Raw genomic sequence first — 15,826 nt, 5'->3', positions numbered from 1 at the left:
TCATGCTGCTGGGCCTCCATGTGCAGCCCATTCACGGCGTAAAGGATAGGTTTTACGTAAATAATCAAAGGCTTTTTGATCCACCTTGCCGTCTTTTAGGCAAGCACGTAAGTTGGCATCATCACGAGCGATATCATAAATATCTTTTAAGTAACGCTGTAATACCGTCTTTAAGTCAGCACTAGTAAAATACTGCTCACAAACGGGTAACTGACTTTCAAAAGCTTTATTTATCGGTTGATTGAAAGTTTGACAGAATGCTTCATAGATCATCTGTGTGCCACGTGCTTTACCTTCCAAGCTGTAGCCTGCAATATGGGGTGTCACCACGTAAATTAAATCCAACAACGCTGCTGAAATCTCTGGCTCATGTTCAAAAACATCTAAGACCACTTTACGCTGAGTTTGTTGAATATCGGCAATTAAGGCAGCTTCTTCGACCACTGGCCCACGCGCGGAATTAATCAAAATCGCTGAAGGCTTCATAGCGGCAAGTGCAGCAGCATTAATTAAATGACAGGTTGGATATTCCCCCACTTTAGTTAGTGGCACATGGATACTAATCGCATCTGTATTTTTTAACAGTTCTGCAAATTCAACTTGTTTCACCTGATCAGATTGCACAAATGGATCATAGCCAATGACATTCCAACCGAATAATTCTGCCATGACGGCTAAACGTGAACCGACATTACCTAAGCCAACGATGCCCAAGGTAAATTGTTCATTTGCATTCAACAATTCAGGTTTAACGTAGAGCAATGCAGTAATCACATATTCAGCAACCGCTTGTGCATTACAACCTGCGGCATTTGACCAAGCAATGCCCTGCTTTTCTAGAGCGGTAATATCTAAATGATCTGTTCCAATCGTAGCACTACCGACAAATTTGAGTGCGGTCTGTTGAATTAATTCTGCATTTACCTGAGTCACTGATCGTACCAATAATGCATCGGCTTCTTTGACATCCTCATGGGTCAATGTTCGACCTGCCGCTTGCTTTATTTCACCAAATTCGGTAAAAAAATACTCAGTAAATGCCAGATTTTCATCTGCAACGATTTTCATAGTTCATCTCATAATTCCACTACGAACATGATAACGCGTTGCTCATGCCATGACTATTCTTCTGCACATAAAGCATAGCGCCATTTTTTTATAAGCTAAATGATAGAAAATTATATTAACGACAATAATCTGACTGCTGATCTTCAATTAAAGACAAGGCCGCCTGCCAAGCCGCTTGAATAATGGGCTCGGCCATCGGATTTTCAAACTACTGCAACGTATGTTCACAAACCTTCGGACTCGGATAATGCAATGTAGCACTCGACAACGCTTTTACTTGAATTTGACAAGCCCGTTCTAAAAAGTAAATTTCATGAAATGCCCGTGCCACATTATCTCCAGTCGCAAGCAAGCCGTGATTGCGTAAAATCATGCAGCGATAATGACCCATGTCATGCACCAACCTTTCACGCTCTTCAGTTGAAAAGGCAATACCCTCATATTCATGATAAGCAATGTTCTGATAGAACTTTAACGCATGTTGTGAGATTGGCAATAATCCATGTTCCTGCGCAGAAACTGCCACGCCATCTGCAGTATGCGTATGAATCACACAATTAATATTTGCACGCGCATGATGTAAGGCCGAATGAATTACAAAGCCGGCGACATTCACCATCTTCCCTGCATCATAAGTTTCAATAATTTTTCCTTCATGATCAATTTTGACCAAATCAGAAGCTGTCATTTTGTCAAAGGTCACACCATAACGATTAATCAAAAAATGCTCCGGTTCATGACTTAAACGTAGGCTGATATGGGTATCAATTAAGTCGGTCATTTTATAATAAGCCACCAAGCGATACAGTGCCGCCAATTGACAACGCGCTTGCCATTCCAGTTCATGAATAAGCTCTGGTTTCTGCATGGATGAATTCCTTTTCTAAATCGATTAATTATGTTTTCTGTTTATTGTGAATAATTAATAGCATGTCATATTCATACTGTATATCAACTTCGCCTGTAGAAAAAAACTATTCAAAAATTTAGGCAATAAAAAAACCCCAATGTAAAACATTGGGGTTTTTGAATATGGCGGAAGCGGTGAGATTCGAACTCACGGAGGACTCGCGCCCTCGTCGGTTTTCAAGACCGGTGCATTAAACCGCTCTGCCACGCTTCCATGGCCGCTATCATATAAATAAAAATTCAGATTGGCAAATTATTTTGCCTTATTTTGAACACTTGGCGAATCGTTCATACAAAATTTAGGCGATTGTAAAATTTTGGCTTCGAGCTGAAAAATAGAAGCTGAATCAATATGTATTGAATTGAGATCAAGGCAAATTGCATTGCCTAAATTTACGCACATAAAAAAACCCTGATGCTAAAAACATCAGGGTTTTTGAATTTGGCGGAAGCGGTGAGATTCGAACTCACGGAGGACTCGCGCCCTCGTCGGTTTTCAAGACCGGTGCATTAAACCGCTCTGCCACGCTTCCATGGCCGCCATCATATAAATAAAATTCAGCAATGGCAAATTATTTTGTAAAAAACACGTCCAATTGAACAAAATAAGAGCAGTTTGTTATTTTTCAGTACTTTCGCCCATTTCATAACGAATTGAATTGATATACCAACATTTTTTTCCTAGCGGGGTTAGGACTTCGACTTCATCATCCACTTGCTTGGATAAGAGTGCCCGAGCCATAGGTGAATCAATTGAGATATGTTGCGGATGATGATCATAAATTTCATCTACCCCCACGATTCTTAGCGTTTTGTGTTCGCCGTCTTCATTTTCAATATCAACCCATGCCCCAAAATAGACTTTCCCTTTTTGTTCGGGTGAGTAATCGATAATACGAAGCTCTTCCAAACGTTTTCCCAAGTAGCGTACACGTCGGTCAATTTTGCGTAACAATTGCTTATTATATTGATAATCCGCGTTTTCCGAACGATCTCCAAGACTAGCCGCCCAGTTCACTTTTTTAGTAATTTCAGGTCGCTCTTCATGCCATAAATGTTGAAGTTCAGCGACCAATAAATCGTGTCCACCACGGGTAATTAAGTTAGATTTCATGACGATTTTTAGGCCTTGAGCAAGTGCTGATTTTTACCAAACATGCCTATTTTATCCTCAATTTCTACACAGTCAAAGTATATAAAATTTATTCCCAAACAAAATCAATTGTTTATGTTACATATTTTAATATTTTTTCGTACAAAATTTGACAAGTATTTTTTTGCTCATTATTATGCGCACATCTTTTAGGCTTGTTTAATTTTTATCCAGTGTAGATTTTCTACATATTTCCCGAAACCCCCTAGTCATTTTTGAATGACGTCATGACTGCCCAACCCTTATTGAATTTATCAAACTTGAAAAAGTCTGAGGCCTGTTTGCCTTTGCTTTTTAGGGCATAAATTACTTGTAGCGGAGACAACATGCACAGTAGTTCAACTTCTGGGTCGAGGCTTTGCCTTAACTCTTTTAACTCTCTCCCATTTAAAGCGCTTGCACTTAGTACTGTCTTAATTCCTTTTCACAGTATTAATGCCAGCAAAACAGCACATCAATATGATGCTGTCGTCAACAGTAATAAACTCACTGTTGTTGCAGTTGCCAATCCTGCCATTGTTTTTCAGGATGGTAAACATCGACATGGTTTTGGTTACGACCTTGCACGTAACTATGCAGAAAGTTTAAATGTCCAATTAGATTTTAAAACAGTGAATGACAATGCCACTGCTTTAAAAATGGTTGCCAAAGGTCAAGCCAATTTTGCTATGACCACTGCCGAAATGAGTACCATTGAAGCCAAGCATTTGACGTCATTTTCAGCCAGTTGTGGTGATACCGTTTCTTTAAAAAAGAATGGTTTAAACAGCAACTTAAACTGGGTATTTAAAAATGCAGATGATCCACTAAGCCAAACCGCGAGTGGTTTTATTTGCCGTGCCAAACAAAATGGCGCAATTGGACAGTTGGCATCATTCTACAACCGTAATGTGGTCAAACAAGATTCTTGGAATGTGATTCAACGTGATTTAAGTAAACGTATGCCGATCTATAAGGCAAGTTTTAAAAACACGGCCAAGCAATACGATCTAGACTGGCATTTATTGGCAGCGATTGGTTATCAAGAGTCTTACCTCAAACCTGACTCGGTATCCCCAACGGGTGTTCGTGGCATTATGATGCTGACCAACAGTACAGCAAAAGCCATGGGTGTGAGCAACCGTACAGATGCGACTCAAAGCATTCAAGGTGGTGCAAAGTACTATGACCAAATGTTAAACCGTTATAGCAACATTCCCTACCCTGATCGTAATTGGTATGCCTTAGTGGCTTATAACATGGGTCCTGGTGCTGTAAGTCAGATTCAAAAGCGCGTCCAATCTCAAGGTAAAAACCCGAATAAGTGGGTGAATTTATATGCTTATCTAGACCGTAACAAGGCCAGCAATAGTCGTTATCGTCAAGCTGTGCAATATGTCACGCGTATTCGTGCTTATTTGGAACATATTAAAACCACACCTCAACTGGTGAATATCTAATATACATCCACCTAACATTTACATGTGAGCGCACAAAAAAAAGCTTACCTTCGGGTAAGCTTTTTTCGTTTTAGACTTAAGCAGTTTGCTCAAGTACTTTTTTGAATAAATCTTTTTGCTCAGTACTTGGTTTTGCTGTTTGCAATGCCATCAATTGTGACATATCACCTTGTACTTTTATTTTGCCTGTCATAAACGCTTGCATCGCTGCAGCCATATCAAACTCAAGGAATACTTTACGTAAAGTTTCGGCATCCATGTTCAAAGTTGTTTTCGCGTTTGAAGATAAACCTTTTTTAATTGCACCACCGTCTAATGACAATTCAGTATTGCCTGCAGCGTCAGCAACTACAAGGTTAATTGCAAGATTAGCCAATGCAGGTGGTAAGTTTAAATCACCAGCTTGAGCTGTCAGAGTTTCTACAGTTGAAAACCAATCATCAGTTAAAAAAGCAGGCATGATCTTTCCTCAATTTATTTTGTTCGTGTGTGTTGCCGTTCCGGACAACATCAGTGCAAGCATATTTTGCTTGAGGTTTGTTATAGCATGATCATTTGTGAAAAGGCTAAAGTTTTTTGTACGCGCCGTTCAATATTTAACTGTTTAACAACAAAATGTGAAAAATCATAAGCATAAAAAAGGCATTCCGTAGAATGCCTTTTGCGTGATGAGGTTTTCGGGTTAATCTGCCATAAACCCTAAGTTCACCATATTAATGCGTTTGCTTTCTGACTCACCTTCTTCAGTTGAACAACTTTCGCTATTTTTAAAGTCAAATTCGCGTTGTTCATCTAGGGCTTCAAAGTCGAATAACTCACGGTCAGCCAGTTGTGAAGGTGATACATTTTGCAACGCACCAAAAATACTGTGTAAACGTTTTGGAAATTCTTTATCCCAAGTACGCAGCATATCATTTAGCATCGCACGTTGTAAGTTTTCTTGAGAACCACACAAATTACACGGGATAATTGGGAACTTACGCATTTCTGCATATTTGATAATGTCTTTTTCTTCCACATAAGCCAGTGGACGAATCAAAATGTTCTTTTTGTCAGAAGACAATAATTTCGGTGGCATGGCTTTTAAGCTGCCGCCATGGAACAAGTTCAAAAAGAACGTCGCCAAAATATCATCACGGTGATGACCTAAAGCCACTTTCGTCGCCCCAATTTCTTGAGCAAAGCCGTATAACGAACCACGACGTAGACGCGAGCACACTGCGCAGTACGTTTTACCTTCTGGTGTTAAACGTTTGGTAATGCTGTAAGTATCTTTTTCTAAGATGTAATACGGAATTTTGTTTTCTTCTAAATAACGTGGCAATACGTCTTCAGGGAAACCCGGCTGTTTTTGGTCAAGGTTGACCGCAACCACATCAAAATTAATCGGTGCGATACGCTTAAACTGCAACAAAATGTCGAGCAGGGTATAACTGTCCTTACCGCCTGAAATACAGACCATCACTTTGTCACCCTCTTCGATCATTTTAAAATCACGAATAGCATGACCGACCTGACGGCGTAGCTTTTTCAATAAACGATAATACGCAGAGCTAGTTGGTAGTTCTGGTTTGAAATTAAATCCTTGTTCGGACTCAACTGGCGAGAACATAGACGAGTTAAACCTAAAAAAAAATACCGCGCAATTTTATCCGATTCGCAGACTTCTCGCATCAAAAGAATGTAATTTCCGAAAAAAGTAGAAATACTGTCATGATCACGTAATCTTCAGTGCATTATTTTATACGGTACAATTCATTTTTTAGCCCAAATGCTTATCTTTTGGACTTTTCCACAGTTGTCCACAAAAGCTGTGGATAACTTTGTGGATTCTAAATGACTTGACAAGGTGAGCCGCCCTTATTTTAAGGCTTTTATTTAAATTGATCATTTTTTGATCAATTTATAAATATTTAATTATCAATAACTTAGGTGTGTCAAGTTAAGCTCATTAAAAAAAAATAAATATTTTTTTTGATTATTGAATCGTCAAAATGACTTGATTTTTACAAAGTAAAGAAGAAATCAGTCTATGAAGCCTTTTCATCTAATTATTTTTTGATAAACTCTCTTTAACTGTTTGGGGACAGAATTTTTTCTTCACAATAAAATGAAAAACATGACTTGGACTTTGGGGCTGTTATTAGGTGGAAGTGTGGCTATCAGTTTAGCAGCACCAAACATTTTTGCCGGCCAAACGATTTATCAATTGCGTGAAAGTAATGGCACAACGTTACTGACCAATAAACAAGGCCGCTATAGCAATCTAAAAGTTGAGAAAAAAACCTACTATCCGGACAGTAATATCCATAGTTATAGTAACTGGGGCTCAAATGAAGCGTCTGTGTTACCCAGCTATAGTAGGAATAAAAATGCCTTTGACAATATTATTAAACAAGCAGCGGCCCAACATGGTGTTTCCGAAGGTCTAATCAAAGCGGTGATGCATACCGAATCAGGCTTTAACACTAATGCTCGTTCACCTGTTGGGGCTCAAGGTTTAATGCAGCTCATGCCTGCCACGGCACGTCGCTTCAATGTAACAAATGCTTATGATCCTCATCAGAACATTATGGCTGGTGCTCGATATTTATCTTGGCTACTGAAACGTTTTAATGGTAACACCTCACTTGCCTTAGCTGGTTATAACGCAGGTGAAGGCAATGTCGCAAAATATGGTGGTATCCCACCTTTTCGCGAAACACAAGATTATGTCCGCCGTGTCACTAGCCGCTACAACAACCTATATGCTGGTAGTTTAAGTGTCTCGGGTTCGAGCAATTCCAATAGCGCTTCAAATAGTGGTCGGATTATTGCCAGTTCGGATAATTATCATGCTGCTGCCCCTACGGTTGCTAAATCATCGGCACGTCAAATTATTCAAACAGACAGTGGTAGTTTTACCGACGCACCTTCAGGTTCATTTGCCACAGCAAATGCGTCTGCTTCAGCGCGTATTTATTTCAATGAATAAATTCACTGATTTTGTAAAATTGCATCTGTTTTACTAATTTTTCCTTGAAATTTTAAGACTTTCACCTCATATTGAGTTTAATGATTTTTATTTGTAAATCAGATCATTTTTCTATAATAAGAGGATTTACCCAATGATGCGGATTGGTTTGTTCTTGCTAACCAACCTCGCGGTACTGGTTGTAGCTGGCATAATCTTGTCACTCTTCGGTGTCGGTAGTTACCACGGTGCAGGCGGCTTAAATTTAGGCAATTTGCTCGTAATCTGTTTTGTGTTCGGTATGGTGGGTTCAATGATCTCACTATTCATGTCAAAATGGATGGCGAAGAAAACCACGGGTACAGAGCTGATTGACCCTAATGCACCACGTAACCAAGCTGAAGCATGGTTACTTAACGAAGTTGCGCAACTGGCACAACGTTCTGGTATCAAAATGCCAGAAGTGGGTATTTTCCCATCGTACCAGTCAAATGCCTTTGCAACAGGCTGGAACAAAAATGATGCTTTAGTGGCGGTTTCTACCGGTCTACTTGAGCGTATGAACAAAGACGAGCTCCGTGCCGTACTCGCTCACGAAATTGGTCACGTAGCTAATGGTGATATGGTTACCCTTGCATTGGTGCAAGGTGTAGTCAACGCCTTTGTGATGTTCTTTGCGCGTGTAGCAGGTGATTTCATTGACCGTAATGTCTTTGGTCGTGAAGATGGTGAAGCACCGGGTATCGCATATTTTGTCATTACGATTGTATTAGATATTGTTTTTGGTATCGCAGCGTCTGCCATTGTGATGTGGTTCTCTCGCTACCGTGAATACCGTGCCGATGAAGCTGGTGCGCGTTTAGCAGGTAAACAAGCGATGATTTCTGCCCTGTTACGTTTACAAGCAGAATCTGAAATGCCAGATCAAATGCCAAAAGAAATGAAAGCCTTTGCAATTTCTGCGGGTCAAGAACAAGGTTTCAGTTTAGCTGCTTTGTTCCAAACACACCCAACGATTGAACAACGTGTTGCGGCATTACAACAATTAGATTGCCCATAATCGAGCATCTAATGTATGTGGTAAAAAAGCCTCCCTATGGAGGCTTTTTTAAGTCTAATTTTTTTCTCCGAACATTTACTTTCTTATCAATAATCTTTCAGTTAAACGATCTTTCAATTGAATAGCCTCTCAGTGATCGCGTTCAAGTAACAAGGCATTTCTATCTACAATACTCCATTGGCCTTTAACCATTGCCAAAGCAATGAACCACCCATATAAATTGCAAAGATAAAGATTAATAAGAAAATCAACCCGAGTATATCTGGGATATGGATCCATATCCATGCAACCACAGGGTTGCGCCAAAAAGCCGATTGCTGTTGTTTCTCTTCTAATTTTTCATGTAAAAACGGATGTACCACATGTTGGTCTGTACTGATTTGATATTCTTCGCGAATATGCGTGTGTACGACATCTAAAGCTTTACGGCTCGGTCGAATAAACACATCGAAGATCGTCCCTGCAACAGGAATAAACCCCACGACAGCATCCATAACCGCGAGTTTCATCACACCATTTAATTTGGCTTGTGGTACGCCAATCTGTTTGGCTTTATAGACGGCATAGCAGGTCAAGACGAATCCTGCGATATCACCAGCGACCGGAATGGTACTCAACGCTGCATCTGCACCTACCCCTTGTCGGGTAAATGGAATTCGAACCACCGAGTCCATCATATTGGCAAACTTTGCGAGATCGCGTTCAAGACGAATGACTTCTTGCTTTGACATTTTTTGTTTTAATGGTTCAGTCATGTTTTATCCAATAAAAACCGTGTAAATCACTGAGATTAAAACATATTAGAAGTCTTCAATCTGTAGCAAAATGCTAATCTCTATAAATTAAGCAATTGCGATGCAATCATCAAATACACCACCACGCCGGTCGCATCACAAATCGAGGTTACCAATGGTGCAGATGCACTTGCAGGATCGAGCTTTAACTTGTTGAGTATAAAGGGCAAACTCATCCCAATTAAACAACCGAGCAATACGATGCCCATCATACTTAAAGCCAAGACTAAAGCGACGGTTGCATCACCACGGTAGTAGCCTAAAATCGATACAGCAATGGCCATGGTTCCGCCGAGGCAAAGTGCGACGAGCGTCTCCCGTCCCAACAAATAAAACCAATCTCGAATTTTTACATCCCCTGTGGCAAGCGCTCGCACCATTAAAGTCGCAGACTGTGAACCTGCATTGCCTCCACTTCCGACCAGTAAGGGTAAGAAAAAAACCAAGACGATATGTGCGGCAATGATGTCTTCATAATATGAAATGCCTAATCCGGACAATAAGCTGCCAAAGACCAATATCACCAACCAGAACACCCGCTTTTGATACAACTTTAAAATCGGTGCTTTATTAATGCTCATACCTGGTTCGGTACTCACCGCACTGGCTTTTAAAAAGTCTTCAGTGGTTTCAGCCTGTACCACATCCATCGCATCATCATAGGTGACAATCCCCATCAAACGCTGGGCATGATCCACAATCGGTAAGGCCATAAAATCATATTCAGCCAATTTTTGCGCAATACTCTCTTGGTCTTCATCTATCCAGCCGGTCACCACATCTTTGGTCATCACCTGTTGAATCCGTGAATCACGATCGGCCTGCAAAATTTGCCGCAGTGAAATCACCCCTTCTAATTGAAACTGATCATTGGTGACATAAATTAAATATAGGGTTTCACGGTCATGCGGTTCATGGCGCAAGGCCTCTATGGCTTGTTGCATGGTAAAGTCAGCAGGCATACTGACATAGTCTGAGCTCATGATTGCGCCTGCAGACTCTTCTGCATATGCAGATAACGCCTTTAGATGCTCTTGGGTATCTTGATCAAGTTGTTGATAAATCCGATCTTGTTCTGCATCAGTTAAACTTTTATATAAGTCCGTTGCATCATCAGAATGCATATCATCAAATAGTTCAATTTGTAGACGCAGTGGATAACGTGAAATCAGCTGTCGCTGTGACTCAAACGGGAAAAACTCAAATACCAAGCCCTGATGGTCTAAACCTGAAAGTAACTCGATTTGATCTTCGATTGGAAATTGCTGAATTAAACGAGCCTGATCAGCGTAGTTCAGAGGCTGTAAAGCGAAAACTGCTGCTGCATAATTTTGTTGTTGCAGCAAAGCGGAAATTTCACGCTGTCTTTGTATTAAATCCGCCATTCAACTCACTCTTATTTTAATCTTTCTATGTAGAGCACATTTTGAAGGATAAACTAAAGAGTTTCAAATCTCTTCAATATGTTCTCGGTGAACGTTCTTTGCGAAAATTCTCTGTGAAAATTCCCTGTCGAAAGTTTGGTGACATAAATTTGGCGACATAAAAAACCACCGCGATGTACTCAAGCTTTCACGGTGGCTTTTAGTGGAGCGATACGCTGTGCGTGAATTATTTCTAAGTTTCAGACACCGGCTTGATTTTAAAAATAGATCGGACCATCACATACATAAACGGAATAAAAATCAGCACCAAAACCGTACCGAATATTACCCCACCGAGTACGCTCACCCCAATCTCTTGGCGACTGGCTGCACCTGCACCAAAAGCAAGAACTAAAGGAACCACTCCCGCACCAAAAGCCAAAGAGGTCATCAAAATAGGACGTAAACGAAGTGCTGCGCCTTCCATTGCAGCTTCGATTACATGTTTGCCTTTTTCTTGTGCCATCGCTGCAAACTCTACAATCAAGATCGCGTTTTTACAGGACAAACCAATTGTTGTCAGTAGAGCAATTTGGAAATAGATGTCATTTGGAAAACCGGCCATGTAGCTAAACAAAATATTACCGCCTATCCCAAGTGGAATCGCACTCATGACTGCAGTTGGAATACTCCAACTTTCATATAGGGCAGCAAGACAGAGGAAAATAAATCCAATCGAGACTAAATATAGCCAAAACGCTTGATGACTTGATTTTTGCTCTTCAAAGGATAACCCACTCCATGCCACGTCCACACCCGGCACTTGATCAACTAAAGCTTTAACATCCTGCATGGCTTGTCCACTTGAGACATTTTTGGCTGTATCCGCTTCCATTTGTAATGCGGTATAGCCCATGAAACGATTAACAACTTCTGGACCACCACTCCAACCAATGGTTGAAAAATTACTAAATGGAATCATTTCATTTTGGTCATTACGTACATGCCAATAAGCTAAATCTTCTGGTTTAGAACGGAATTCGGCATCTGCCTGCATCATGACGCGTTTAATGCGCCCACGGTCGATAAAATCGTTGATATAGCTACCGCCCCATGCGCTACTCATGGTGCTATTAATCGCATTTTGAGTTAACCCCAAGGCCATTGCTTGTTTTTGATCAATATCCACTTTTAGCTCGGCTTTATCGGGGTTTGAGCGTTTGTCTAAATTTTCGAAACTGCTGAATTGTGAAGATTTTTCTTGCAAGCTTTTAAATTGCGCATCGAGATAAGCACGGCCTTCACCATTCATATCTCGCAGCCAAAATTCCAGACCATCGGTTTGCCCAAGGCCACTGACAGAGGACGGCATGCTGACATTGATTTGTGCATTGTTAAATTTTTTAAAATGTTTCATAGCACGTTCACGAATCGCTTGCGCTGAATTGTGTTGTCCTGAACGTTCATCCCAATGCTTCAGTGCAATAAAGCCTTGCCCTAAGTTTTGACCCGTACCAGAAAAATTTCGTCCATAACGAATCATCACCAAATCAACATTTTGCTTTTCTTCAGTTAAAAAGTACTGCCTAATTTGTTCACCGACCTCACGACTTTTCGACATCGGTGCACCTTCTTGTAATTTAAGTTGCACACTCAAAATACCTTGGTCTTCACTAGGAATAAAACTGGTCGGCAAAGCACGATAAAACAAAGCAAATACCGTAATGAGCCCCGCAAACAAAACCACCGTCCATAAGCGATAACGAACCGTGGCTTGTGCAAGTGTCAAATATTTGGTTTTTAAAATCTCTAATTTGGCGTTAAACCAAATCGCCCAGCGCTGCGGTTTCGGATTGGGTTTTAAAATTAAGGCACATAATGCAGGGGTTAAAATCAGCGCAACCATCAGTGACAAGCCCATTGCAGCCACAAGTGTGATGGAAAATTGTCTATAGATCACGCCCGTTGAGCCACCAAAGAACGCCATGGGAATAAATACAGCTGTTAATACCAAAGTAATTCCGATTAATGCCCCGCTAATTTCATGCATCGACTCGATGGCCGCTTGTTTTGCTGTTAACTGTTGTTCATGCATTAAACGTTCGACGTTTTCCACCACAACAATCGCATCATCGACCAACAGACCGATGGCCAATACCAATGCAAACAATGTGAGTGTGTTAATGGTCATGCCCAAAGCATATAAAATCGCTAAAGTCCCTAGAATCACCACAGGCACGGTAATCGCAGGTATCAGCGTTGCTCGCCAATTTTGCAAGAAGATAAACATCACCAAAACCACCAATAAAACGGCTTCGAATAATGTTTTCACCACTTCTTTAATCGATTCTTGTACAAATGGCGTGTTATCCCGTGGATAAACAATTTTATAACCGGCAGGTAACTGCTTCGCTAACTGTTCAATTTCTTGCTTAATTAAGGCTGAGGTTTCAAGTGCATTCGCCCCAGAAGCCAATGAGATCCCCATCCCTGAAGATGGATATCCATTAATGGTATTCACCCCTGAATAATTTTCCGCACCCAATTCAACACGTGCAACATCTTTTAAATAGACAAAACTGCCGTCTCGTGCAGATTTGACAATAATATTTTCAAATTCTTCAACTGACTTTAAACGTGAACCTGATGTGACTTTTGCATTAAGATATTGATCCGAAACACTGGGCAATTCACCTACGGCTCCGGCTGCAACCTGCGTATTTTGTGATTCAACAGCCGCACGGATATCACTGGGCATGAGGCTATATTGCTTCAGCTTCAGTGGATTGAGCCATATGCGCATGGCAAATTGTGAACCAAAAACATCGACTTCACCGATACCCTCAATTCGAGCAATATCCTGTTCTAGATGCGTCATCATATAGTCGCCAAGTTCGATATTCGAACTCTTGCCGGTCTCATCATAGAGGCCGATAACCATATGGGTATCACCCAAAGATTTATAGACATTTACCCCTTGGCGCTGCACATCTTCGGGCAGCCGATTGATTACCCCATTTATGGCATTTTGTACTTGTACTTGAGCGGTATCTGGGTCAGTACCATTTTCAAAACTGATGCTGATCCGGCTTCGACCTGAAGAGTCACTGCTTGAACTAAAATATAAAAGGTGATCAATTCCTTTAATCTGTTGCTCAAGAACTTGTGTGACACTTTCCTCAACTGTTTCTGCTGACGCACCGCTATAACTTGCGCTGACCGTAATTCGTGGTGGCGCAATATCTGGATAGCGCTCTACCGGTAAATTGAGGACAGCAAATAGCCCGAGCGCCATGACGATGATCGCCAAGACACCTGCAAAAATCGGTCGATAAATAAAAAACTTAGACAGCATCAGTCCATGTCACTTTTCAATTAATGAAATAAAATATGTTGATTGATTTTTTCAAAAAATCTTATTGATAATCAATCACAATGTGCTTGATTACAAGCCTAGACTACATAAAAACCTTGCTTGAAGCGAAATATGTAGAAAATATGGAGAGCCTCCATTTCAGCTATTTTAGTAAATTTATGTGACAAAACCGCCTCTGTCATGAAGTCTTAGCCACTGCCCTGCAATGTATGCCTGCAACATCATTCATTTATATAAAAAGATGCAGAGGCAGCCATGCAAAAACAATTAACAAAACAGTTAAATCTAGCCATAACTAGCAAAGTGAAATCCTCATGGGGCGTGTCTTCACTGCTCCTTTTTAGCGTTTTTGGTTTATCTGCATGTAATTCGGATGACGATAAAACCCATGTCACCAAGCCCCCTATTTTGCCTGATACAGGTTTTGTCATTGTTGGGCATCGTGGTGCCAGTGCTTTGCGACCTGAGCATACTCTTGCCGCATATCAAAAAGCGATTGATGATGGTGCGGATTTTATCGAACCCGATTTAGTGCCAACCAAGGATGGCTATCTGGTTGCGCGCCATGAAAGTGAAATTTCAGGGACTACCAATATTAGTACGCTGTCACAATTTGCGGATCGAAAAACCACCAAAAAAATCGATGGTATCGACTATACAGGATGGTTTACGGAAGACTTTAATTTGAATGAACTGACTCAAAATGTAAAAGCACGTGAGCGTATTGCTCAATATCGCCCTAATAACACTCAATATAATGATCAATACAGCATCCCAACGCTCGAACAAATCATTGAACTTGCCGATGCTCACTATAAAAAAACTGGGAAAATTGTTGGTTTATATATTGAAACCAAGCACCCAACATTTTTCCAACAGCAAAATCTAGCCATGGAAGATCGTTTACTCTCCACGCTTGCTAAATACAGTTATACACGTGATATCGCGCCTGTATATTTACAGTCCTTTGAAACCACCAATCTTAAATACTTACGTGATCAACTCACGCAAAAGAAAACCCTCAAACATGGCAAAATTATTCAATTATTAGATAGCCCAACTGCAATACCGGGTGACTTACAGCAACAAAGCTCACCTCAAAATTATGCAAGCTTAGCAACAGCAGAAGGCCTAAAATCAGTGGCAAAATATGCAGATGGTGTGGGTCCTAGTAAAACGTATATCTTTTCAAACATTGAGTTTAAACAAACCAGTTTTGTCAAAGATGCCCATGCTGCTGGTTTGAAAGTCCATCCTTATACGCTCAGACCTGAAAATGGTTTTTTACCTGACTATTTAAAATGTAGCTCAGTGGCAACCGAACGTTGTGATACCGGTGCGGCTAAAGAATTTGAAAACTTCTATAAAGCTGGTGTAGATGGTGTATTTGCAGATGATCCGGGACTGGCACGCAAAACCTTAACACAACTGCAAAAGCCCTAGTTTTCCTAAATTTAAAAAAGACGCCGAGGCGTCTTTTTTATTGTTCAATGGAAACCTTAAAGCGGGTTTGCCAAATATTCTGCGGCTGACTGCGTTGCCACTGGCTGAGGTGCTGGAGCTGTCGGAGCTGTCGGAGCTGTCGGAGCTGTCGGAGCTGTCGGAGCTGTCGGAGCTGTCGGAGCTGTCGGAGCTGTCGGAGCTGTCGGAGCTGTCGGAGCTGTCGGAGCTGTCGGAGCTGTCGGAGCTGTCGGAGCTGTCGGAGCTCTG

At 41.0% G+C, this 15,826-nt stretch carries 12 protein-coding genes, 2 tRNA genes and 1 pseudogene; 4 read left to right on the top strand and 11 right to left on the bottom strand.

Going from position 1 to position 15,826, the window contains the following annotated elements; all coding sequences use genetic code 11:
• From FTU75_RS01630 to greB, 5 genes and pseudogenes are all read right to left on the bottom strand, one after another.
• Window positions 1–1,068 carry a 4-phosphoerythronate dehydrogenase gene (locus FTU75_RS01630; RefSeq protein WP_180114892.1) on the bottom strand — a complete coding sequence of 356 codons (1,068 nt, stop codon included), beginning with the start codon at window positions 1,066–1,068 and terminating at the stop codon, window positions 1–3.
• A gap of 115 nt (window positions 1,069–1,183) precedes the next feature.
• Window positions 1,184–1,936 (bottom strand): annotated as a pseudogene (locus FTU75_RS01625) (class II aldolase/adducin family protein).
• 165 nt (window positions 1,937–2,101) lie between these two features.
• Window positions 2,102–2,191: transfer RNA gene (locus tag FTU75_RS01620), tRNA-Ser, on the bottom strand.
• Window positions 2,192–2,420: 229 nt separating this feature from the next.
• Window positions 2,421–2,510 (bottom strand) — tRNA-Ser (locus tag FTU75_RS01615).
• Window positions 2,511–2,596: 86 nt separating this feature from the next.
• Window positions 2,597–3,091, bottom strand: a complete 495-nt coding sequence (greB, locus tag FTU75_RS01610) for a transcription elongation factor GreB (RefSeq protein ID WP_180114890.1) — start codon at window positions 3,089–3,091, stop codon at window positions 2,597–2,599.
• Between the two features lie 365 nt (window positions 3,092–3,456).
• Between greB and FTU75_RS01605 the strand changes: the two genes are divergently transcribed.
• Window positions 3,457–4,569, top strand: a complete 1,113-nt coding sequence (locus FTU75_RS01605; RefSeq protein ID WP_180114888.1) for a transglycosylase SLT domain-containing protein — start codon at window positions 3,457–3,459, stop codon at window positions 4,567–4,569.
• A 76-nt stretch (window positions 4,570–4,645) separates the two neighbouring features.
• Here FTU75_RS01605 and FTU75_RS01600 read toward each other — a convergent pair whose 3' ends face one another.
• Together FTU75_RS01600 and ttcA are read right to left on the bottom strand one after the other, a co-directional pair.
• Window positions 4,646–5,029, bottom strand: coding sequence for an SCP2 sterol-binding domain-containing protein (locus tag FTU75_RS01600; protein WP_078190434.1), 384 nt, complete (start codon window positions 5,027–5,029; stop codon window positions 4,646–4,648).
• Between the two features lie 222 nt (window positions 5,030–5,251).
• Window positions 5,252–6,181: a tRNA 2-thiocytidine(32) synthetase TtcA gene (gene ttcA / locus FTU75_RS01595; RefSeq protein WP_078192144.1), complete on the bottom strand. Its 930-nt coding sequence runs from the start codon at window positions 6,179–6,181 to the stop codon at window positions 5,252–5,254.
• 498 nt (window positions 6,182–6,679) lie between these two features.
• Here ttcA and FTU75_RS01590 point away from each other — a divergent pair, with 498 nt between their 5' ends.
• Entirely contained in the window at window positions 6,680–7,543 is an 864-nt protein-coding gene (locus FTU75_RS01590) for a lytic transglycosylase domain-containing protein (RefSeq protein WP_180114886.1), read from the top strand.
• A gap of 133 nt (window positions 7,544–7,676) precedes the next feature.
• Window positions 7,677–8,582: a protease HtpX gene (gene htpX, locus FTU75_RS01585; RefSeq protein ID WP_078192146.1), complete on the top strand. Its 906-nt coding sequence runs from the start codon at window positions 7,677–7,679 to the stop codon at window positions 8,580–8,582.
• Window positions 8,583–8,746: 164 nt separating this feature from the next.
• On the opposite strand, the gene FTU75_RS01580 is transcribed toward htpX, so the two are convergent.
• From FTU75_RS01580 to FTU75_RS01570, 3 genes are all read right to left on the bottom strand, one after another.
• A complete protein-coding gene (locus tag FTU75_RS01580) occupies window positions 8,747–9,337 on the bottom strand; it encodes a DUF4112 domain-containing protein (RefSeq protein ID WP_180114884.1) in 591 nt (196 codons plus the stop codon).
• Window positions 9,338–9,417: 80 nt separating this feature from the next.
• Window positions 9,418–10,761: a magnesium transporter gene (mgtE, locus tag FTU75_RS01575; protein WP_180114882.1), complete on the bottom strand. Its 1,344-nt coding sequence runs from the start codon at window positions 10,759–10,761 to the stop codon at window positions 9,418–9,420.
• A 232-nt stretch (window positions 10,762–10,993) separates the two neighbouring features.
• Complete coding sequence (locus tag FTU75_RS01570; protein ID WP_180114880.1) at window positions 10,994–14,095, bottom strand: multidrug efflux RND transporter permease subunit; 3,102 nt, start codon at window positions 14,093–14,095, stop codon at window positions 10,994–10,996.
• 276 nt (window positions 14,096–14,371) lie between these two features.
• Here FTU75_RS01570 and FTU75_RS01565 point away from each other — a divergent pair, with 276 nt between their 5' ends.
• Window positions 14,372–15,559, top strand: coding sequence for a glycerophosphodiester phosphodiesterase (locus tag FTU75_RS01565; protein ID WP_180114878.1), 1,188 nt, complete (start codon window positions 14,372–14,374; stop codon window positions 15,557–15,559).
• A gap of 56 nt (window positions 15,560–15,615) precedes the next feature.
• On the opposite strand, the gene FTU75_RS18240 is transcribed toward FTU75_RS01565, so the two are convergent.
• Window positions 15,616–15,826, bottom strand: a 211-nt coding sequence (locus FTU75_RS18240) for a hypothetical protein (RefSeq protein WP_257223678.1), incomplete at its 5' end; no start/stop codon positions are given.

The organism is Acinetobacter sp. YH12140 (assembly GCF_013418475.1).
GTDB classification, from domain to species: Bacteria; Pseudomonadota; Gammaproteobacteria; order Pseudomonadales; family Moraxellaceae; genus Acinetobacter; species Acinetobacter amyesii.
Note: the sequence above shows the minus strand (reverse complement) of the source record. Positions and strands in the feature narration are given on the sequence as shown.